This window comes from Pseudomonas sp. MH9.3 (genome assembly GCF_034354675.1).
GTDB lineage: Bacteria > Pseudomonadota > Gammaproteobacteria > Pseudomonadales > Pseudomonadaceae > Aquipseudomonas.
Genome location: NZ_CP133785.1, coordinates 2,216,709 through 2,235,777 on the forward strand (window position 1 = coordinate 2,216,709; position 19,069 = coordinate 2,235,777).

Genomic DNA, 19,069 nt, shown 5'->3' on the forward strand with positions numbered 1-19,069 from the left:
GTTGTGGCAAATCTTCAAGTTGAAGCTGTAGCCAGCGGTCCTGACTCAATGCGATTTTTTTGATCTGTGGCGTTAGCGCAATGCGAGCAGCCCCTGGACCAACGGCTGCAAGTCCAGGTCATTCACGCGCTTGACCTGTTCTATCAATGTCTGCGGCCAGCACTGCATACCCAGGCACGCGCCGAGCATGGCGCCGAGAATCGCGGCGATGGTATCGGTGTCACCGCCCAGGCTCGCGGCCAGGCACACGGCTTCAAACGCGTTCATCGCGCCGACCGCCACCTGTTGGGCCAGGGCAAATGACACCACCACCGATTCCTGCGAAGCGACGGACGTGCCGATCAGTTCGTAGAGCAAGTCGGCGAACAGGGCTTTGTCGCCGCTGCCGACGCTCAAGGTGCGTGCCCAACTGATGCGCGTGGAGATACGTCCGCCGGCGATCCAGTGGCCGTGGCCTTCGGCCTTTTGCGCGATCTGCACGCCGATGTTCAGGGCTTCGCCCAGGTCCGCACCATTGATGCCGGCCGACACCACCGCCGCCACTGCCGCCGCGCTGGAGATGCCCAGGCTGGTGTTGTGGGTGACCTGGCACGCCTGGATCACCGCCTGGATGAAGCGCGCCGGGTCGCTGATATCGGCGGCAATCCCCACCGGCGTGATGCGCATGGCCGCGCCGTTGGTGGTGCCGTAGCGCCCTGATTCTTCCGGCGTATGGCCGGCCAGGATCATGTCGATGGCGCGTTTGGTGGACGGGCCCAGCAGGTCCTGGGAGCCCTTGGCGCGCATCGCCGCTTCCCAGTCGATCAGGCGCTGGGCGAGCACGGTGGGCTCGATGTTGCCCCGACCCTCCACCAGCAATTGGCCCACCAGGATCGCCTGCTCGGTGTCATCGGTGATGGAGCCGGCGGGCATGTTCGGTGCGATGGGCTGGTCGGGCCCGGCCGCTTCAAGGGCGGTGATCGCGCCGAAGCGCTGCTGCACCTGTTCGCGGCTCAGGGACTGGGTGGGCATGCCGAGCGCATCGCCCAGGGCCAGGCCCTGGAACGCGGCGAGTGCGCGATTTTCACGGGTCATTTTGAAGCTCCAAACTGCAGGTGCAGGCGAAAGTGCACGGGGTCGAGCAGGCTTTCGACGTACTCCATGAAACGCTCGCGCCGATCGTATGTGGTGCGCGAAGCCTTGAGAAACACCGTGCCCGTGGGGCGGCCCAGCAAGCGGGCGTCTTCATCGTTCAGGGGCTCGGCGCCTATCCATTGGTCGCCGGCGGCGCCAATGAAACCGTAGGCGGCCAGGGTGATGGTCAGGGAGTTGTCGATCAGGCCGACGCGGGGCAGGCTTTCCAGGCCACCGGACGCGGGCATCAGCGAGCGCTCCAGGGACACGGCGGTGCCTTCGGTGGTGCGCCGACGCCGATCGAGGGCAATGAACTGGTCACTGCCGAAGCGGCTGAGCAAGTCGCTGCGGGTCACGGCTTCAAGGCGCAGGATATCGGTGTTGACCCGTGCGCCAGTGTCCGCCAGGGCCTGGGCCCAGCCGCTGTGCTGGTCCAGCACCATACCGTCAAAGGTGACGATGGAGCCGACGCCGCTCTGGGTCGCGATGTAATTGCGGCGCTTGAGTTCGGCCAGCGCTTCACGCAGGGTGCCGCGGCTGACCGCGAACTCCTCGGCCAACTGGTGCTCGCCCGGCAGCAGGAAACCGTCGACCATCACCCCGGCTTCGATACGGCGGATGAGCTCGTCGACGACGCGTTTTTTCTTATCAAATCGAACATGTCTAATCATGTACAAATTGATAACCGAAAGCGCAGGGTCGCAGCAAGCGAATTATTTCAGGGAGATGAAAATCGCGGCCTCAGGGCTCCAGGCCGATGGGGAAAAATACCCCGCCGCTCCATACCCCAAGCCAGTGACTGCCGTTGATCGGACGGCTCACCGCAAGCTCCACCAATTGGTAGAACACATTGCGATGGACCAGGGCTTCGAGGTTGGTGCGCACGCGCAAATAAGGCGAAGGTTGCTGGGTGACGGGGTCGGTGACCACCCGCAGCGGGTGTTCCTGGCCGGCCTCGACAACGTCATCAACGTGGGTGGTAAAGCGCAGCACCTGGCTTTCGCCCTGCCCTTGCACCTCGAGGGTAACGGCCACAAACGGCGCGTCATCCACGCTGATGCCGACCTTTTCCACGGGTGTAATCAGAAAGTAATCATCGCCGTCGCGGCGGATGATGTTGGAGAACAGCTTGACCATCGGCTTGCGCCCGATCGGCGTGCCTTGATAGAACCAGGTGCCGTCGCGGGCGATGCGCATGTCGATGTTGCCGCAGAAATCCGGGTTCCACAGATGCACCGGCGCCGGCCCTTTGCCCTTGGGCAGTTGCGCCAACAGATCGTTGGCCTTGGCGGAATCGGTCATGGGGGTCTCCTTGTTGTTACTGATTGCTCATGCCCAGCAGGCTGCGCGCGTATTGCGCGAGCGGGCGGGCAATCAGGTCCTGTGGCCTGTTGTCGTGGAACGTCAGTAAACCGCCACGACTGCGAATACGCGCAGTATCAATCAAATACTGGGTGCTGGTCTCGATCAGCATGATCTGGATCACGCCGCTGTCCAGCCCTACCCGGTCAAGCGCCTCCTGATCCGACCATTCGTCGGCGTTGCCGATACGGTCATCGGCGGCGGCAAAGCGGCAGTACAACAGGTAGTGGGCACCGGCAGCACGGGCCTCGGACATCGCCTGTTCGAGACCTTCGGGTTTACGGGCGCGGCGCACCATGGGGAAATACTCGACGAAACCGTTGAAGGCTTCTTCGGCCACCACATTCGGGCGCGGGTAGGCGCTGCCTGGGGGCACGAAGCTGCCCTGGGCAATAAAGACGAAGGAATCCGGTTGTATGCGCACGGAGGCTGTCCGGCGAGTGTCGCTATGGTCAAGTAACCCGGCATCGCTCATTTGATAGCGAGTGCCTTCGGCCATATCGCTGACGGTCATGCAACCACCCAGCGCCAACGACGCCAGCAACAAAACCAGACTACGCATCCCAATTCTCCAGAAGCCGGTGACGGAAAACCGGCGAATGGGCACGAGATGCAGATTCTGCGCCAGCTCCAGGGAAACCAAATCAAATGTGGGAGCAAGCCCCCTCCCACATGGATGCTGTGAAATCACGGGATAGCGTTAGCCGCCGATGATTTTCATGATTGTTGCCCCGCCCGAAAAGGCTACTTCCTGTTTGTCGCCCAAGGCCTTCATCAGCAGACCTTGCAGGGCCGGCAGTGCCTGATGGCGCGGCTTGTCCAGCAGGTCGCCGACGTAGTGACGGTTACTCGACGACAGGCAACCGTGCAACCAACCGGTGGACGACAGCCGCAATCGCGAACAGGTACGGCAGAACGGCACACTTTCGTTGGCGATCACCCCGAAAAAGCCTTTGCCCGGCACTTCATAACGTACCGCCGTGGCATCCACGGGAGCGTTGGCCTGCAGGTATTCGTGATGCTCGCCGATCAGGCTGAGCAGTTGCTGCAGGCTGACGAATTGCTGCAGGAACGCGTTGGAATCCCTGGCCAGATGGCCCATGCGCATCAATTCGATAAAGCGCAATTCATAGCCGCGCTCCAGGCAGTAGTCGAGCAGCGGCATGACCTGGTCGAGGTTCTGCCCGCGCAGCGGCACCATGTTGACCTTGATCTTGATGCCGGCGGCGCGGGCCTGGTCCATGCCGTCGAGGACGGTGGCCAGGTCGCCGCCACGGGCGATGCTGCGAAAAGCGTCGGCGTCCAGGGTGTCGAGAGAGACATTGATGCGCCGAATACCGGCGTCCACCAGCAGCGGCAGTTTGCGTGCGAGCAACTGGCCATTGGTGGTCAGGCTGATATCACTGAGCCCCATCTGCCCCACGGCGCCCATGAAGGCTTCCAGCTTGGGGCTCACCAGCGGCTCGCCGCCGGTGATGCGCAGACGGTCGATACCGGCCGCTTCGATCAGGTACGCCACGCCACGGGCCATGGCCTGGGCCGAGAGTTCGTCCTGGGCAGCCACCAGCCGCTTGCCATCGGGCACGCAGTAGGTACACGCGTAATTGCAGGCTGAGGTCAGGCTGATTCGCAAATTGCGAAAACGCCTGCCTTGACGATCAACGATCATGGATCACTCCGGCAGCGGATAATTCGGGCGCACTGAAAACTGACTTATAACTCAGCTTTTAGCAAGGTCCATGCCTGAGTATATTCCTGGGGTAATGCGCCCGGCAGTAAATCATCACGCCATCACCGTGGCGAATGACTCACGTGGCCGGGGTCTCGCCGGTTTTCGGCTCCGCGGCGGGCTGGTCGCTGCTGTGCTTGCGCTTGTTGCCCATGCGCACACCGATGTCCATCAGGAACTGGAAAAAGCCTTCCTGGTCTTCCAATACATTGCTCCAGAACGGCGAGTGATACAGCGCCACGGCGCCATGCACCAAAGCCCAGGCCGCGCAGTAGTGGAAGTATGGCGGCACGTCTTCGAGCTTGCCTTCGCTGATGCGACCTTTGATTAACAAGGTCAGGCGTTCGAAGTTGGAAGCGCGGATCTTGTGCAGTTCCTCGACCATTTCCGGCACTTGATGGCCTTTGACCACCTTCTCTTCCAGACGATCGAACAGGCGGTAGCGCTGCGGGTCCCGCATGCGGAACTCGAAGTAGGCCCGCGACAGGGCTTCCTTGTCCTTGTCGACGTCGGCCGAGTGCAGCAGCGCGTTCAAATCACGCTCGTAGTCGAGCATCAGGCGCAGGTAGATCTCGGCCTTGGACTTGAAGTGCTTGTAGATGGTGCCTTTGCCGATACCCACGGCATCCGCGATCATCTCGACGGTGACGCTGTCTTCACCCTGGTCGAGAAACAACTTGAGTGCGGTGTCGAGAATTTCCTGCTCACGGCGGCGAAACTCACGGACCTTACGGGGTTCTTTGTGCATGAGGAAGAGTTCTGCAAAGGTCGGAATGGGAGGGTTCGCGCAGGGCCACGGATACGCGGCGATACGATTTACCCGGTGCGAGGGATTATCCCGACTGAACGGTCGTTGAGCAACGCCTATGTGAACCCGTCCGGCACTTTACCTTCAATACGCCAACGTTTTTACCCGTACCAGTCAAAAACAATACGCGAAATCCGCCCCGGTGCCTGCCCAATGAGAACTCAAGGGAAGCGCGCGTATTCCAAATCTGTTTAAAAAACGATCAGTCGCGACTGGACTGAATCCAATACTGATCAATACTTCAACTGTCGGCGCGGCATCTCCCCCAAGTGACGCGGCGACCTGGGCACCGACGGACTGAGTGCCCTTGTTAACTCCTAATGGTCTTAACCCGGATTCACCCCCCCAGAACCCGGGTTTTTTTTGCCTGCGATTTGAGCGGGTCAGCCGGCGACGTGTGCCAGGGGGAATAAGCGCTTGAAGTTCTCGGTCGTCTGCTCGGCAAAACGCTCGTAAGACTCCCCGCGCAGCATCGCCAGGTAATCCGCCACGTCGCGCACGTATTCCGGCAGGTTCGGCTTGCCGCGATGGGGGATCGGCGCCAGGTACGGCGAGTCGGTCTCCACCAGCAAACGGTCGGCGGGTACCTGGCGGGCCACATCGCGCAGTGCATCGGCGTTGCGGAAGGTGACGATGCCCGACAGTGAAATGTAGAAGCCCAGGTCCAGAGCGGCCTTGGCCATGTCCCAATCTTCGGTGAAGCAGTGCAGTACGCCCGCCTGTGGCAGCGCGGCTTCGCGCAGCAGGGTCAGGGTGTCGGCGCGGGCGCCACGGGTGTGGACGATCACCGGTTTGCCGGTCTGCCCGGCCGCTTGCAGGTGAAGGCGGAACGAGGCCTGCTGCACCTCGGCGGCTTCGGGCTCGTAATGGTAGTCCAGGCCGGTTTCACCGATGGCCACCACGCGCGGATGGTCGAGTTCGCCGAGCAGCCAGTCGAGGGCCGGGGCCTCCCCGGGCTTGAGGTCGAGCGGGTGGATGCCCACCGAGCAATCCACATCGGCATAGCGCTCAGCCAGCGCCTTGACGTCGGCGGCGTTCTCGGCGCTGACGCCAATGCACAGAAAGTGCCCTACCCCGCGCTGGCGTGCCGCTTCCAGGGCGGCATCGAGGGAGCCGCCGTGCTGGGCGAGGTCAAGACGGTCGAGGTGGCAATGGGAGTCTACGAGCATAGGAAATCACGACTTCAGGAGTGGCGGGCCAACGGTACACCCGTCGGCCGTGGAAATTAACGGCGGCCGAGCAGGCCGACCCATTGCACCAGCAGCGCTTCAAGCAACAGCACGCGATTGAGGTTGGCCTTGCCGAGTACCTTCTGGCGCTGGGCGAGGATCCAGTCCTGGATCGCCAGCACTTTGTCCTGCGCACTTTTCTGCGCAAGGTATTGCACCACCTTGCGCATATCCGGCAAACCCAGGCCGCTTTCGTCCTGGGTCAACTGATAGCGCAGGATCAGGCTCGACCAGTCGCAGAACCAATCGAACAACAGCAACAGTGGAATATCCTTCCATGCGGTTTCGGCCAGTTGCGTGGCGGACAATTCTTGCTTGAGCAGCTTCTTCACACCGTCCACCACCAGCGCGCGCTGTTCGCGAACGCCCTGAGCCTGCAGCTTCACGGCGGCCAAGGGTGAACCGGCGGCCAGGGTCAGCAGCTCCACGCGTTCTTCTTCGCCGCAGTCCGGCAGCGCCTGCGCCAGCCATTGCAGGCTCATGGCCTCACTGGGTAACGGGCATGCCTGCTGCACGCAGCGGCTGCGAATGGTCGGTAACAGACGGCTGGACTGGTGGCTCACCAGCAGCAGTACGGTGTCGCCGGACGGTTCTTCCAGACTTTTGAGCAGGGCGTTGGCGGCGTTGATGTTCATCGCTTCCACCGGCTCGATCAGCACCACCTTGCGCCCGCCCATCTGCGCGGTTTGCACCACGAAACTGACAAGATCGCGCACCTGGTCGACCTTGATCGCCTTGTCCGCTTCCTCAGGTTCCAGGAGGTAGTTGTCCGGGTGGCTGCCGGCCTTGAGCAGCAGGCAGGACTTGCACTCACCGCAAGCGTGCAGGTTGACCGGGCGCTGGCACAGCAGGCTGGCCATCAGGCGCTCGGCCAGGGCGCGTTTGCCGATGCCGATCGGCCCGTGCAGCAGATAGGCATGGGCGTGCTGGGCACGGCCGGCCAGTTGCTGCCAAAGGCCGTCCTGCCACGGGTAGGCTTCAGCCACGGGCGCGCTCCAGCAAAGTGGGCAGCAAGGCGTCGATATTCTGTTGCACCCGGGCCAGCGGCTGGGCGGCGTCCAGCAGGTGATAACGCGCAGGCTCGGCCTCGGCGCGGCGAATAAAGGCGCTGCGTACGGCATCGAAGAAGCCATGGCCTTCCAGCTCGAACCGGTCCAGGCGGCCACGGGCACTCGCGCGGGCCATGCCCACGTCCACCGGCAGGTCGAACAGCAGCGTCAGGTCGGGACGCAAATCGCCCTGCACGAACGTTTCCAGGCTGGCGATGCGCTCAAGGCACAGGCCCCGGCCACCGCCTTGATAGGCGTAGGTGGAATCGGTAAACCGGTCGCAGATCACCACCGCACCGCGCGCCAGGGCCGGGCGAATCACTTCGGCCAGGTGCTGGGCACGGGCAGCGAACACCAGCAGCAGCTCGGTGTCGGGGTTCATCGGCTCATCCGCCGGGGCCAGCAGTACGTCGCGGATGCGCTCGGCCAGGGGCGTGCCGCCAGGTTCGCGGGTCAATACCACTTCGATACCCTGCGCACGCAGGCGCTCGGCCAAATAATCGCGGTTGGTGCTCTTGCCGGCGCCTTCCGGGCCTTCCAGGGTAATAAACAGGCCAGTCACAGGCGGTCCTTAGTCATAGTCATTGCGGGCTTTGCGGCGCGGCCGTATCCGGCGCGGGCTCGACTGGGGCGTCGGCCGGCGGCGTCACTTCGTCCAGCGGCTTCACCGCCGGCGCCGGGCTGGAGCGGTAATCGGCACGGCGCTTGAGCTGGAACTCGCGCACGGCGGCATTATGCGCATCCAGGTCGTCGGAGAAGATATGACTGCCATCGCCACGGGCAACGAAATACAGGCTGCTGCCCGGCGCCGGGTTCAACGCGGCATGGATCGCCTCGCGGCCGACCATGGCAATCGGTGTCGGCGGCAGGCCGGCAATCATGTAGGTGTTATAGGGGTTGGCTTCCTTGAGGTGAGCGCGGGTCAACTTGCCGTTGTAGCGCTCACCCAGGCCGTAGATCACGGTGGGATCGGTCTGCAACTGCATGCCGATCTTCAGGCGGCGCACAAACACCCCGGCGATCTGCGCGCGCTCTTCCGGCACACCGGTTTCCTTCTCTACCAGGGACGCCATGATCAGCGCCTGGTAAGGGTCGGTATACGGCACATCGGCGGCGCGCTTGCTCCACTCCTGGGCGAGTACGTCGTCCAGGCGGTTGTAGGCTTTTTTCAGGAGTTCGACATCGCTCATGCCACGCACGAAGCGGTAGGTATCCGGGAAGAAGCGCCCCTCGGGGAACACGCCGGGATGACCGAGCTTGTCCATCACTTCACTGTCGCTGAGACCGGAAAGGGATTGCACGATCTTGTCGTGCCTGGCCAGCGCGGACCGCACCTGGCGGAAATTCCAGCCTTCGACCAGGGTCAGGCTGTATTGCACCACTTCGCCGCGCTGCCACAGACCAATCAGGTCCTGGGCCGTCATGCCTGGGGTCATGCGGTATTCGCCGCTGTGCAGCGGCTGGCCGTCGAGGTTGAAACGCCAGTACAGACGCAACCAGAAGGCACCGTCGATCACGCCTTCGTTTTCCAGGCGGTTGAACGTGCCGGTCGGGGTGGCCCCGGCCGGTACGTCGAGTAATTGCTCCTGGGACAATTTCAACGGCTGCTTGAAGGCAGACTCGTATTTCCAGGCGCCAACCCCCACCAGCAACGCTGCCGAGAACAGGCCGATCAGCAGCAGTACAATCAGTTTTCGTATCAACTCAAATATCCAATAGCGCGCGAACGATGCCTTGCAGTTTACGGGTGAGCGGCCCAACCGACCAGCTCATCGCAGCACAGCCGCGCACCGGCCAAATGCCATAAACGCTGTTGCAGACGAAGACTTCATCGGCCTGCTGCAGGTGCTCCAGGCTGATGTCAGCCACGGCCACCGGGATGCCCAGCGCCTGTGCCTGGGCCAGGATCTCGGCGCGCATCACCCCGGCCACTCCGCAACGATTCAGATCAGCGGTCAGCAACATGCCGTCGCGCACCAGAAACAGGTTGCTGAACACGCCTTCGATGACGCGACCGGACATATCCAGCATCAGGCCTTCGGCATGCTCGGCGTCCTGCCATTCCGCGCGGGCGATCACTTGTTCGAGACGGTTAAGGTGTTTGAGGCCGGCCAGCAGCGGCTGCTCGGCCAAACGGGTGGCGCAGGGAAACAGGCGGATGCCGAACGTCTCATGGGCCAAGGGATAGGTCGCAGGCGCAGAGCCTTGCAGAATTCGACGCAGCGGGGCGCCGGGGTTGATGCCATAGCCGCGCAGGCTGTCGCCGCGGGTGAGGATCAGTTTGAGCACGCCGTCACCCAGGGCGGCGGCAAAGGCCTGTACTTCACTGCGGATCAACCCGTGATCCGCCGCCAGGGCAAGGCGCCTGCAACCTTCTTCGAGACGCTGCAGGTGACGCTCAAGCAGCACCGGCCGCCCGCTCTTGACCGCAAGGGTCTCGAACAGGCCGTCACCGTAGGCCAGGCCGCGATCTTTCAGGGGCACGCTGTCCGCTGGCTGACCGTCGACCCAACTGTGCATCACTCGGCGAACCGGCGGAACACCAGGGAACCGTTGGTGCCACCAAAACCGAACGAGTTGGAAATTGCCACGTCGATCGGCATCGGCTGGGCTTCGTGGGGCACGAAGTTCAGGTCGCAGCCTTCGTCCGGCTCATCGAGGTTGATGGTCGGCGGAGCGACTTGGTCCTTGATGGCCATCACGCTGAAGATCGCCTCGACCGCACCCGCCGCACCCAGCAAGTGGCCGGTCATGGACTTGGTGGAGCTGACCGCCAGCTTGTAGGCGTGCTCGCCGAACACCGATTTGATGGCTTCGGCTTCCGCCAGGTCGCCGGTCGGCGTCGAGGTGCCGTGGGCATTGATGTACTGCACCTGGTCGGCATTGACCTTGGCATCGCGCAGGGCATTGGTGATGCACCGCGCAGCACCGGCACCGTCGGCCGGTGGCGAGGTCATGTGGAAGGCGTCGCCGCTCATGCCAAAGCCGATCAGCTCGGCGTAGATGGTGGCGCCACGCGCCCTGGCATGCTCCAGTTCTTCGAGCACCAACGCACCGGCGCCATCGGACAGCACGAAACCATCGCGGCCCTTGTCCCACGGACGACTGGCACGGGTGGGCTCGTCATTGCGGGTCGACAGCGCACGGGACGCACCGAAGCCGCCCATACCCAGCCCGCAGGCGGCCATCTCGGCGCCACCGGCGATCATCACGTCAGCTTCGTCGTAGGCGATATTGCGCGCCGCCATGCCGATGCAATGGGTGCCCGTGGTGCACGCCGTGGCAATGGCATAGTTGGGGCCCTGTGCACCCAGGTGGATGGACAGGAAACCGGAAATCATATTGATGATCGAGCCCGGTACGAAGAACGGTGAAATTCGACGCGGGCCGGAATCGTGCAGGATGCGGCTGGTTTCTTCGATATTGGTCAAACCGCCAATACCCGAGCCCATGGCCACACCGATACGCTCACGGTTGGCGTCGGTGACTTCCAGGCCTGCGTTACGCACCGCCTGAAAACCGGCGGCCAGGCCGTATTGAATGAACAGGTCGAGCTTGCGGGATTCTTTGATCGAGAGATATTCCTCGACATTGAAGCCCTTTACCGAGCCGCCAAAACGGGTGGAATAGGCAGAAAGGTCCGTATGTTCGATCAGACCGATACCACTGCGGCCAGCCAGAATGCCCTGCCAACTGCTCGGCACATCCGTACCCAGTGGCGACAACATACCCATACCGGTGACTACGACGCGTCTACGCGACACAGCACTCTCCTTTTTCTTGATGACGACACTTTTCATCAGCGCTAAAGAAAAAACCGCACGCCGTTACAGCAGTGCGGTTTTTCCCTGACAGCAAGCGACGACTACAAACTATTACGCCTGGTGGCTGGTAACGTAGTCGATAGCAGCTTGAACAGTAGTGATTTTTTCAGCTTCTTCGTCCGGGATTTCGGTCTCGAATTCCTCTTCCAGAGCCATCACCAGCTCAACGGTGTCAAGGGAATCGGCACCCAGGTCTTCTACGAAGGAGGCAGTGTTGACCACTTCTTCTTCCTTAACGCCCAGTTGCTCGGCAACGATTTTCTTGACGCGCTCTTCGATGGTGCTCATACCTTGTTTAACTCCTAATGGACAAATTCAGGCAGCTGGCCAGTGGGTAAGTGTATAGAAAGCCATTTCAGCTTTTCAACTGAAAGCTTCACCCTGTACCCGGTCGGCCACCTGCCTATAAATTAAGTTGCAGCTTTATAACGGATTTTAGACAGCTCGTATGACATTTTTTTGAAGCGATCCGTCACAATTTAACTCATGTACATCCCGCCGTTCACTGGGATTGTAGCCCCAGTCACGTATGCCGCACCGTCGGATGCCAGAAAAGTGACCACATTCGCGATCTCTTGAGCCTGGCCCAGACGGCCCAGCGGAATCTGCGCAAGCAAGGTGTCACGCTGTGCTTGCGGCAGTTCGCGGGTCATATCGGTGTCGATGAACCCAGGGGCCACCGAGTTGACCGTAATCGCACGCGAGCCGACTTCACGCGCCAGTGCACGGCTGAAACCTTCCAGGCCGGCCTTGGCGGAGGCATAGTTTACTTGGCCTGCGTTGCCCATGGCACCCACTACGGAGCCAATATTGATAATTCGTCCCCAACGCGCCTTGGTCATGCCGCGCAAAACGCCCTTGGACAGGCGAAACAGACTGTTCAGGTTGGTATCGACCACGTCGTACCACTCGTCGTCTTTCATGCGCATCACCAGGTTATCGCGGGTGATGCCAGCATTGTTGACCAGAATAGCCGGTGCGCCGAATTGTGCCGTGATCTCGGCCAGTACGGCCGTGACGGACTCATCACTGGTCACATTCAGTTCCATACCGGTACCCTGCACGCCATGCTCCTTGAGGGTCGCGGCAATGCGCTCGGCGCCCGGCGCGGAGGTGGCGGTACCGATCACAACGGCGCCCTGACGGCCCAGTTCCAGGGCAATCGCCTGACCAATGCCTCGGCTGGCGCCGGTAACCAGTGCAACTTTACCTTGCAGACTCATGCAGGCTTCTCCTAAGTTCGAAATCGGGTCAAGCCTGCGCCGCGAGTGCGGCAGCAAAGGCATCCGGAGTATTGAGGTTGGCAGTCGACACGCCGTCGGCGCAGCGTTTGTTGAGGCCAGCCAGGACTTTGCCCGGGCCGCACTCGACCAACTGCGTAGCGCCATTGGCGGCCAGGGTCTGCACCGATTCAACCCAACGGACCGGCTTGTACAACTGCTCCAGCAGGTCACGCTTGAGGGTATCGAGATCGGCGGCAACGGCCGCACTGACGTTCTGCACCAGCGGGATCTGCGGCGCCTGCCAGTCGATGGCGGCGATGGACTCGGCAAACCGCTCGGCTGCCGGGCGCATCAGCTCGCAATGCGACGGCACGCTCACCGGCAACGGCAAGGCACGCTTGGCGCCAAGTGCCTTGCAGCCTTCCATGGCGCGCTCGACCGCAGCCTTGGCGCCGGCGATGACCACCTGGCCAGGGGAGTTGAAGTTTACCGCGCTCACCACCTCACCCTGAGCCGCCTCAGCACAGGCCTGAATCACTACCGCGTCGTCCAGACCGAGGATAGCGGCCATGCCGCCCTGCCCGGCCGGGACGGCTTCCTGCATCAACTGGCCACGACGCTCGACCAGCTTGACCGCCTCAGCAAGGGTCAGGCTGCCGGCCGCTACCAGGGCGCTGTATTCGCCGAGGCTGTGACCGGCGACAAATGCCGGATGCGCGCCGCCTTCGGCCAGCCACACGCGCCACAGGGCAATCGAGGCGGTCAGGATGGCCGGCTGGGTTTTATCGGTTTGATTGAGTTGCTCTTCCGGCCCTTGCTGGGTCAGTGCCCAGAGGTCGTAACCCAGGGCGTCGGAAGCTTCCTTGAAGGTGTCCAGGATCAGCGGGAATTGCGCGCCCAGCTCGGCCAACATGCCGAGGGACTGCGAACCCTGCCCTGGAAAGACGAATGCGAGGGATGTAGACATGTAACAAGCCCCTAATGATCTGGTCGTAGAAAAATGCTCACCCCTACGGTGGGAGCGCACGAAACTGACAGATTGGATGGTCAATTGAACTGGCCGGTCACATTTAAGCATTCCCGGGTCGATTCGCCTAAGGCAACAGGTCCTCGAGACGGCCGTGCAGGCGTTGCGGCAGGTTTTCCTGGATCTCGATCACGGCCCGCGCAATCGCACTCTGAAAGCCCTGCACACCCGCTGAACCGTGGCTTTTGATCACAATGCCCTGCAAACCCAGAAAGCTTGCACCGTTATGCCGGGCCGGTGCCAGGTCAGCCTGCAAGCGACGCATCAGGGGCAACGCCAGCGCACCGACCATGCGCGACAGCAGGTTCTGCCTGAACAACGCTTCGATCCGCGCGGCAATCATGGTCGCCAGGCCTTCGCTGGACTTGAGCAGTATATTGCCGACAAACCCGTCGCACACCACCACATCGGCTTCGCCCCGGTACAAGCCGTCGCCCTCGACAAAGCCGATGTAATTCAAGCCCCGCGCACCTTGCAACAAGCCAGCGGCAAGCTTGACCTGCTGGTTGCCCTTGATGTCTTCGGTGCCGATATTCAGCAGGGCTACCCGCGGCCGGGAAACGCCCAGCGCCTCGGCGGCCACCGAGCCCATTACCGCGAACTGGAACAGGTGCTCGGCACTGCAATCGACGTTGGCCCCCAGGTCCAGCAGCTGGCAATAGCCTTTCTGCGTCGGGATTGCCGCCACCATTGCCGGCCGATCAATCCCCGGCAGCGTCTTGAGCACATGCCGCGACAATGCCATCAACGCCCCCGTGTTGCCGGCGCTGACACAGGCCTGCACCTTGCCATCGCGCAACAACTCAAGGGCCACCCGCATGGAAGAATCGGGCTTGCCGCGCAGGGCCATCGATGGCTTTTCATCCATACCGATGGTTTCGCTGGCCGGCGTAATCGTCAGGCGCGCGCGATCCACCGCCGGATGGCTGGCAATCAATTCTTCAAGTAGGGAGAGTTGACCGACGAGGGTCAGGTGCAGCGAGGGCGTGGCAGACAGGCTGGCAATGCAGGCCTGAACAATGCTGCGGGGACCGAAGTCCCCGCCCATTGCGTCAATCGCGATGACTTGAGCAGACAAGTGATTACTCGTCAGCGCCCTTGTCGATCACTTTACGGCCACGGTATACGCCTTCTGGCGATACGTGGTGACGCAGGTGAACTTCACCGGTGGTTTTTTCTACAGACAGGGTGCTAGCCTCGAGAGCATCGTGGGAACGACGCATGTCACGGGCGGAGCGGGATTTTTTGTTCTGCTGAACAGCCATAATTGATTAACTCCTAAACGTTTGGGTCACGCTTTAACTGCGCCAATACACTGAACGGGTTGGACCGCGTTACCTCGTCCTCGCTCGGTTCGGGCTCGTCATCGAGCCCCTCCGGCTGCTGGCATTCTTCCGGATGATGAGCAGGCACAATGGGCAAGGCGAGCAGAAGCTCTTCCTCGATCAGTGCATGCAGATCCAAAGGATCTTCGCCCAGTTCCAGCACGTCATAACCTTTCGGCAACGACTGGGTATTCGCACCCTCCTTCACCACGGCATAACTGCACTCGCTGTGGATCGGCAGGGTGACCAGCTCAAGACAACGCTGGCAAACCATTTTGACTTCGGTGTCGATAACGCTGTGAATGACCACAGCTTTACGTTCATCTCGTTCAAAAACGAATTTGGCCTGGACCGTACCGACAGTGTCGGAAAGCGGGTCGCAGAGTCTCTCCAAATCGGCCAGCAGTACTTCACCTTGAAGGGAAGTGCCACGATCAGCCAATTTGCGCGGGTCAACGTGAGGTGGAATCGGGTCATTCAACATAGGCGCAGCATTATAGGGATGCACCCGGCCATGTCAAAGGAAATTCAGCCCTGTGCGTCAGCCGGTCACGCCGCTAGAATCGGCCGCTGCCTTGAGGAGACGCCCATGCTGCCTTTATTACTCGCATCCAGCTCGGTTTACCGCCGGCAATTGCTCAGCCGCCTGCACCTGCCGTTCACGTGCAACTCGCCGGATATCGACGAAAGCCATCGCCAGAATGAGTCCGCGGTCGAGCTGGTCAAGCGCCTGGCCGAAGGCAAGGCTCGCGCCCTGGCCGGCAGCCATCCCGGACACTTGATTATCGGCTCCGATCAGGTTGCCGCGCTGGAAGGCCGGATTATCGGCAAGCCGCACACCTTCGAAAACGCCCGCGAACAGTTACTGGCGGCGAGCGGCAAGCGTGTGAATTTCCTGACCGGGCTGGCACTGCTGAACAGCCAGACCGGGCGCTGCCAGGTGGACTGCGTGACGTTTACCGTGCAGATGCGTGAATTGAATGCCGAACGTATCGAGCGCTACCTGCATACCGAGCAACCTTATGATTGCGCGGGCAGCTTCAAGGCTGAAGGACTGGGTGTGAGCTTGTTCCAGAGTACCGAAGGGCCAGACGCCACGAGCCTGGTGGGCCTGCCGCTGATTCGACTGGTGGACATGTTGCTGGCTGAGGGCGTGCAAATCCCCTGAAGCCACACACAACCCAAATGTGGCAGGGGCTTGCTCCCGATTGCGGCGGGCCAGCTTGTAGATAAGCTGACTGATGCACCGCTATCGGGAGCAAGCCCCCTCCCCCCTATGAATCACATCGGCCTTGAGAGATCAGCGCAGCGCCGGCCCCTGGAAGCCCATGTACAAGGCCAGCTTCTCCGCCACGCTGGCACCGAGCTTCTTGGAGAAGCGGTCAAACGGCGATTCCTCTACCGTGAAGTCAACCAACTCCTTCTCGCCGATCACATCCCGTGCCACCGAACTGGCACTTCCCAGGCCGTCGATCAAGCCCAACGGCAGGGCTTGCTCGCCCGACCACACCAGCCCGGAAAACAGCTCTGGATGGTCCTTGTCCTTCAGCCGATCACCACGACCCTGCTTCACACTGGCGATGAACTGGCGATGGGTGGTGTCCAGCACGCTCTGCCAGAACTGGGTTTCATCGGCCTTCTGCGGCTGGAACGGGTCCAGGAACGCCTTGTGCTCACCCGACGTGTAGGTGCGCCGCTCCACACCGAGCTTTTCCATGGTGCCGACAAAACCGTAACCGGCCGCCGTCACACCAATGGAGCCCACCAGGCTGGCCTTGTCGGCATAGATCTGGTCGGCGGCGCTGGCAATATAGTAGGCCCCTGAAGCACCCAGATCGGAAATCACCGCGTACAGCTTGGTCTCCGGGTGCAGGGCACGCAGGCGGCGAATCTCGTCGTAGACATAGCCCGACTGCACCGGGCTGCCGCCCGGGCTGTTGATGCGCAGGATCACGCCCTTGACCTTGCTGTCTTCAAACGCTGCACGCAGGCTGCCGACAATATTGTCGGCACTGGCGGGTTCCTTGTCGGCAATCACCCCGCGCACTTCGATCAAGGCAGTGTAGTGGGCGCCACGGGTGGCGCTTTTTTCCATGTCCATCAGCGGGCTGAACAGTGCCAGCATCAACAACAGGTAAGTGAAGGTCAGCAGTTTGAAGAAAATCCCCCAACGCCGCGCACGCCGTTGCTCCTGGACACTGGCCAGGAGAGTCTTCTCCAGCAGCTTCCAGCTTTTGTCATCACCGCTTTCGGCCTTTTCAGGCGCTTTCCACTCGTCACTCATACGCTTAACCCCGGCAAAAACTTATTGGGCCTGGCCAAGCCAGGCCTGCAATTGCGAAAAATGATCAATGGTCAGCCTGGGCTCGTATTGCTGCAGGGCCTGGGCGGATTGGGCGCCGTAGCTGACCGCCACACTGTCCATGCCGGCGTTGCGCGCCATGATCAGGTCGAAGGAGGCATCGCCCACCATCAAGGCCTGACGCGGCGACACGCCACAATGAGCGAGGATCTGCTCCAGCATCAGCGGATGGGGCTTGCTGGCAGTCTCGTCGGCGGCACGAGTGATGTCGAAGTAATCTTCCCAGCCATGGGCCTTGAGTACGCGGTCAAGGCCGCGACGCGCCTTGCCGGTGGCAACCGCCAAGTGATAACCCTCGGCGCGAAACGCATCCAGCGACTGCACCACGCCCTCGAACAGCGGCGAAGGCTCGGCTTCCAGCGCGATGTAGTGGTCGGCGTAATGGTTGCGGAACGCGATCAACTCGGCGTCGCCGATCTCGGGGTACAAAGCGCGGATCGCTTCAGGCAGGCCCAGACCGATGATGCCCTTGATCGCAAAATCCGAACACAGCTCAAAGCCCGAGCGGGTCGACGCCATGTGCATCGACTCGACGATCCGGCCAATGGAGTTGGCCAGCGTACCGTCCCAATCAAAAATCAGCAGCTTGTAGTCAAGGTGCGACACTCAGGCGCTCCACGGTCTTGGCCCACATCTCGTCGACCGGCGCCTGCAACTTCAACTCACCGCCATCGGGCAGCGGCACCGTGAGCATGTAGGCGTGCAGGAACAGGCGCTTGCCACCCAGATCGCGAATCTCCTTGGAGAACCCCTCATCGCCATACTTGGTATCGCCGGCAATGCAGTGGCCCGCATGCAGGGTGTGCACGCGAATCTGATGAGTACGTCCGGTGACCGGCTTGGCTTCGACCATGGTCGCAAAATCGCCGAAACGCCGCAGCACCTTGAACAGGGTCAGGGCTTCTTTGCCCTCCTCGTCCACTTCGACCATGCGCTCGCCGGAGCGCAGGTTGCTCTTCTGCAACGGTGCACGCACGCTCTTGATCGAGCTGGCCCAGTTGCCACGCACCAGTGCCATGTAGCGTTTATCCACGCCGTCGCCACGCAGGGCGGTGTGCAGGTGGCGCAGCATGCTGCGCTTTTTGGCGATCATCAGCAGGCCGGACGTGTCCCGGTCCAGGCGATGCACCAGCTCCAGTTCCTTGGCGTCCGGGCGCAACTGACGAAAGGCCTCGATCACGCCGTAATTCAGGCCGCTGCCGCCGTGCACCGCAATGCCGCAGGGCTTGTTGATTACGATCAGTTTGTTATCTTCGAACACGATGGAGTCTTCGAGGCGCTGCAGCAGGCCTTGTGCCAACGGCACCGGCTCGTCACGCTCAGGCACACGTACCGGCGGCACCCGCACGATATCGCCGGCCTGCAGCTTGTATTCGGGCTTGATCCGGCCCTTGTTCACGCGCACTTCGCCTTTACGCAAAATGCGGTAGATCAAGGTCTTGGGCACGCCCTTGAGCCTGGCCAGGAGAAAATTATCGATGCGTTGGCCGGCATATTCCGGCGAGACCTCAAGCAGCTGGACGCTGGGGGTCGGGGGGGCGGTAGTCGTCATGGCGGCGATGATAACAATTTTTTATGGAATTGAAGCACTTAATCATTGCTGCTATAGTCGCGAACGCCGCCAAAAGCGGCCTGGACAGAGGACTTGCGGCAAACTGCCGGCCCTGACCATCGCAATTCATCAGGACGCGAGGCCGTCCTACGGGGCGTTTGCCACCCTGGAAGGCTCAGGATTGTAACAAGCGCAGGTGACATGAGGCCTGAAGCGAGTGCAGAAAGCAGAGTGAATACTCGCGTTTTGCGCCGATATTTACGGCCAGTTCACAAAGTGCAGTCAGTCTTGTGCCGGACCACGGCGAATGCTTCGGAAACAACGCCTGTTAAGAGCTGGATGTGAGCGCAGTCGCCCACATTGAGTCTTGTTTAGCCATGAGCGTGGACTCCCCATTGGAGCCCACGGTAAATGCCAACCCGCTGCGGATTCTGCGCGCGGCAGCACCCGAATTATCAGGGATACG

22 protein-coding genes are annotated in these 19,069 nt (G+C 61.5%); 1 reads left to right on the forward strand and 21 read right to left on the reverse strand.

Translation table 11 applies throughout. The features are described 5' to 3' along the window. Positions 1–72: 72 nt before the first annotated feature. The 18 genes from RHM60_RS09510 to RHM60_RS09595 all read right to left on the reverse strand — a co-directional run bounded on the left by RHM60_RS09510 (position 73) and on the right by RHM60_RS09595 (position 15,173). Positions 73–1,074: an ADP-ribosylglycohydrolase family protein gene (locus RHM60_RS09510; RefSeq protein WP_322214282.1), complete on the reverse strand. Its 1,002-nt coding sequence runs from the start codon at positions 1,072–1,074 to the stop codon at positions 73–75. Further along, positions 1,071–1,784, reverse strand: coding sequence for a GntR family transcriptional regulator (locus RHM60_RS09515; protein ID WP_209983926.1), 714 nt, complete (start codon positions 1,782–1,784; stop codon positions 1,071–1,073). Before RHM60_RS09515 ends, RHM60_RS09510 begins: the two co-directional genes overlap by 4 nt. Positions 1,785–1,854: 70 nt before the next feature. Then, positions 1,855–2,415 carry a DUF1285 domain-containing protein gene (locus RHM60_RS09520; protein ID WP_209983928.1) on the reverse strand — a complete coding sequence of 187 codons (561 nt, stop codon included), beginning with the start codon at positions 2,413–2,415 and terminating at the stop codon, positions 1,855–1,857. A gap of 16 nt (positions 2,416–2,431) precedes the next feature. Continuing rightward, positions 2,432–3,037, reverse strand: a complete 606-nt coding sequence (locus RHM60_RS09525; RefSeq protein ID WP_003233456.1) for a DUF4823 domain-containing protein — start codon at positions 3,035–3,037, stop codon at positions 2,432–2,434. 138 nt (positions 3,038–3,175) lie between these two features. Next, the gene (locus RHM60_RS09530; protein ID WP_209983931.1) at positions 3,176–4,144 is read right to left on the reverse strand and encodes a GTP 3',8-cyclase MoaA; all 969 of its coding nucleotides are present in this window, start codon (positions 4,142–4,144) and stop codon (positions 3,176–3,178) included. A 139-nt stretch (positions 4,145–4,283) separates the two neighbouring features. After that, a complete protein-coding gene (locus RHM60_RS09535; RefSeq protein WP_209983933.1) occupies positions 4,284–4,952 on the reverse strand; it encodes a TetR/AcrR family transcriptional regulator in 669 nt (222 codons plus the stop codon). A gap of 443 nt (positions 4,953–5,395) precedes the next feature. Then, complete coding sequence (locus RHM60_RS09540) at positions 5,396–6,181, reverse strand: TatD family hydrolase (protein ID WP_209983934.1); 786 nt, start codon at positions 6,179–6,181, stop codon at positions 5,396–5,398. Between the two features lie 56 nt (positions 6,182–6,237). Beyond that, entirely contained in the window at positions 6,238–7,227 is a 990-nt protein-coding gene (locus RHM60_RS09545) for a DNA polymerase III subunit delta' (protein WP_015372760.1), read from the reverse strand. Further along, complete coding sequence (tmk, locus tag RHM60_RS09550; protein WP_231423773.1) at positions 7,220–7,852, reverse strand: dTMP kinase; 633 nt, start codon at positions 7,850–7,852, stop codon at positions 7,220–7,222. Before tmk ends, RHM60_RS09545 begins: the two co-directional genes overlap by 8 nt. Positions 7,853–7,871: 19 nt before the next feature. After that, positions 7,872–8,993, reverse strand: a complete 1,122-nt coding sequence (mltG, locus tag RHM60_RS09555; RefSeq protein WP_231423774.1) for an endolytic transglycosylase MltG — start codon at positions 8,991–8,993, stop codon at positions 7,872–7,874. A gap of 1 nt (position 8,994) precedes the next feature. Then, positions 8,995–9,810 carry an aminodeoxychorismate lyase gene (gene pabC / locus RHM60_RS09560; RefSeq protein WP_322214283.1) on the reverse strand — a complete coding sequence of 272 codons (816 nt, stop codon included), beginning with the start codon at positions 9,808–9,810 and terminating at the stop codon, positions 8,995–8,997. After that, positions 9,810–11,054 carry a beta-ketoacyl-ACP synthase II gene (gene fabF / locus RHM60_RS09565; RefSeq protein ID WP_057010090.1) on the reverse strand — a complete coding sequence of 415 codons (1,245 nt, stop codon included), beginning with the start codon at positions 11,052–11,054 and terminating at the stop codon, positions 9,810–9,812. Before fabF ends, pabC begins: the two co-directional genes overlap by 1 nt. Positions 11,055–11,165: 111 nt before the next feature. Then, entirely contained in the window at positions 11,166–11,402 is a 237-nt protein-coding gene (gene acpP, locus RHM60_RS09570) for an acyl carrier protein (RefSeq protein ID WP_003175607.1), read from the reverse strand. 191 nt (positions 11,403–11,593) lie between these two features. Continuing rightward, positions 11,594–12,337 (reverse strand): 3-oxoacyl-ACP reductase FabG, encoded by a 744-nt coding sequence (gene fabG, locus RHM60_RS09575; RefSeq protein ID WP_209983944.1) that lies wholly within the window; start codon positions 12,335–12,337, stop codon positions 11,594–11,596. 28 nt (positions 12,338–12,365) lie between these two features. Next, positions 12,366–13,304, reverse strand: a complete 939-nt coding sequence (gene fabD, locus RHM60_RS09580; RefSeq protein ID WP_322214284.1) for an ACP S-malonyltransferase — start codon at positions 13,302–13,304, stop codon at positions 12,366–12,368. Between the two features lie 127 nt (positions 13,305–13,431). Next, positions 13,432–14,442 (reverse strand): phosphate acyltransferase PlsX, encoded by a 1,011-nt coding sequence (gene plsX, locus RHM60_RS09585; protein ID WP_209983949.1) that lies wholly within the window; start codon positions 14,440–14,442, stop codon positions 13,432–13,434. 4 nt (positions 14,443–14,446) lie between these two features. Then, positions 14,447–14,629: a 50S ribosomal protein L32 gene (gene rpmF / locus RHM60_RS09590; RefSeq protein ID WP_003179396.1), complete on the reverse strand. Its 183-nt coding sequence runs from the start codon at positions 14,627–14,629 to the stop codon at positions 14,447–14,449. Positions 14,630–14,642: 13 nt separating this feature from the next. Next, a complete protein-coding gene (locus tag RHM60_RS09595; RefSeq protein WP_003233480.1) occupies positions 14,643–15,173 on the reverse strand; it encodes a YceD family protein in 531 nt (176 codons plus the stop codon). A 105-nt stretch (positions 15,174–15,278) separates the two neighbouring features. On the opposite strand from RHM60_RS09595, the gene RHM60_RS09600 reads away from it, so the two are divergent. Further along, positions 15,279–15,857 (forward strand): nucleoside triphosphate pyrophosphatase, encoded by a 579-nt coding sequence (locus RHM60_RS09600; protein WP_322214285.1) that lies wholly within the window; start codon positions 15,279–15,281, stop codon positions 15,855–15,857. Between the two features lie 132 nt (positions 15,858–15,989). On the opposite strand, the gene RHM60_RS09605 is transcribed toward RHM60_RS09600, so the two are convergent. From RHM60_RS09605 to rluC, 3 genes are read right to left on the reverse strand one after another with little or no spacing between them, the layout of a single operon-like run. Further along, positions 15,990–16,973, reverse strand: coding sequence for a S49 family peptidase (locus RHM60_RS09605; RefSeq protein WP_209983953.1), 984 nt, complete (start codon positions 16,971–16,973; stop codon positions 15,990–15,992). A gap of 21 nt (positions 16,974–16,994) precedes the next feature. Next, positions 16,995–17,657 carry an HAD-IA family hydrolase gene (locus tag RHM60_RS09610; protein ID WP_322214286.1) on the reverse strand — a complete coding sequence of 221 codons (663 nt, stop codon included), beginning with the start codon at positions 17,655–17,657 and terminating at the stop codon, positions 16,995–16,997. Continuing rightward, complete coding sequence (gene rluC / locus RHM60_RS09615) at positions 17,644–18,603, reverse strand: 23S rRNA pseudouridine(955/2504/2580) synthase RluC (protein WP_322214287.1); 960 nt, start codon at positions 18,601–18,603, stop codon at positions 17,644–17,646. Before rluC ends, RHM60_RS09610 begins: the two co-directional genes overlap by 14 nt. Positions 18,604–19,069: the final 466 nt, after the last annotated feature.

Excerpts from the sequence above, each read along its gene's own strand:
- RHM60_RS09605 (WP_209983953.1), bottom strand. The coding sequence starts at position 16,973 with ATGAGTGACGAGTGGAAAGCGCCTGAAAAGGCCGAAAGCGGTGATGAC.
- RHM60_RS09520 (WP_209983928.1), bottom strand. The coding sequence starts at position 2,415 with ATGACCGATTCCGCCAAGGCCAACGATCTGTTGGCGCAACTGCCCAAG.
- RHM60_RS09540 (WP_209983934.1), bottom strand. The coding sequence starts at position 6,181 with ATGCTCGTAGACTCCCATTGCCACCTCGACCGTCTTGACCTCGCCCAG.
- RHM60_RS09530 (WP_209983931.1), bottom strand. The coding sequence starts at position 4,144 with ATGATCGTTGATCGTCAAGGCAGGCGTTTTCGCAATTTGCGAATCAGC.
- RHM60_RS09510 (WP_322214282.1), bottom strand. The coding sequence starts at position 1,074 with ATGACCCGTGAAAATCGCGCACTCGCCGCGTTCCAGGGCCTGGCCCTG.
- RHM60_RS09525 (WP_003233456.1), bottom strand. The coding sequence starts at position 3,037 with ATGCGTAGTCTGGTTTTGTTGCTGGCGTCGTTGGCGCTGGGTGGTTGC.
- pabC (WP_322214283.1), bottom strand. The coding sequence starts at position 9,810 with ATGCACAGTTGGGTCGACGGTCAGCCAGCGGACAGCGTGCCCCTGAAA.
- fabG (WP_209983944.1), bottom strand. The coding sequence starts at position 12,337 with ATGAGTCTGCAAGGTAAAGTTGCACTGGTTACCGGCGCCAGCCGAGGC.
- fabD (WP_322214284.1), bottom strand. The coding sequence starts at position 13,304 with ATGTCTACATCCCTCGCATTCGTCTTTCCAGGGCAGGGTTCGCAGTCC.
- RHM60_RS09515 (WP_209983926.1), bottom strand. The coding sequence starts at position 1,784 with ATGATTAGACATGTTCGATTTGATAAGAAAAAACGCGTCGTCGACGAG.
- rpmF (WP_003179396.1), bottom strand. The coding sequence starts at position 14,629 with ATGGCTGTTCAGCAGAACAAAAAATCCCGCTCCGCCCGTGACATGCGT.
- RHM60_RS09595 (WP_003233480.1), bottom strand. The coding sequence starts at position 15,173 with ATGTTGAATGACCCGATTCCACCTCACGTTGACCCGCGCAAATTGGCT.
- rluC (WP_322214287.1), bottom strand. The coding sequence starts at position 18,603 with ATGACGACTACCGCCCCCCCGACCCCCAGCGTCCAGCTGCTTGAGGTC.
- acpP (WP_003175607.1), bottom strand. The coding sequence starts at position 11,402 with ATGAGCACCATCGAAGAGCGCGTCAAGAAAATCGTTGCCGAGCAACTG.
- RHM60_RS09535 (WP_209983933.1), bottom strand. The coding sequence starts at position 4,952 with ATGCACAAAGAACCCCGTAAGGTCCGTGAGTTTCGCCGCCGTGAGCAG.
- RHM60_RS09600 (WP_322214285.1), top strand. The coding sequence starts at position 15,279 with ATGCTGCCTTTATTACTCGCATCCAGCTCGGTTTACCGCCGGCAATTG.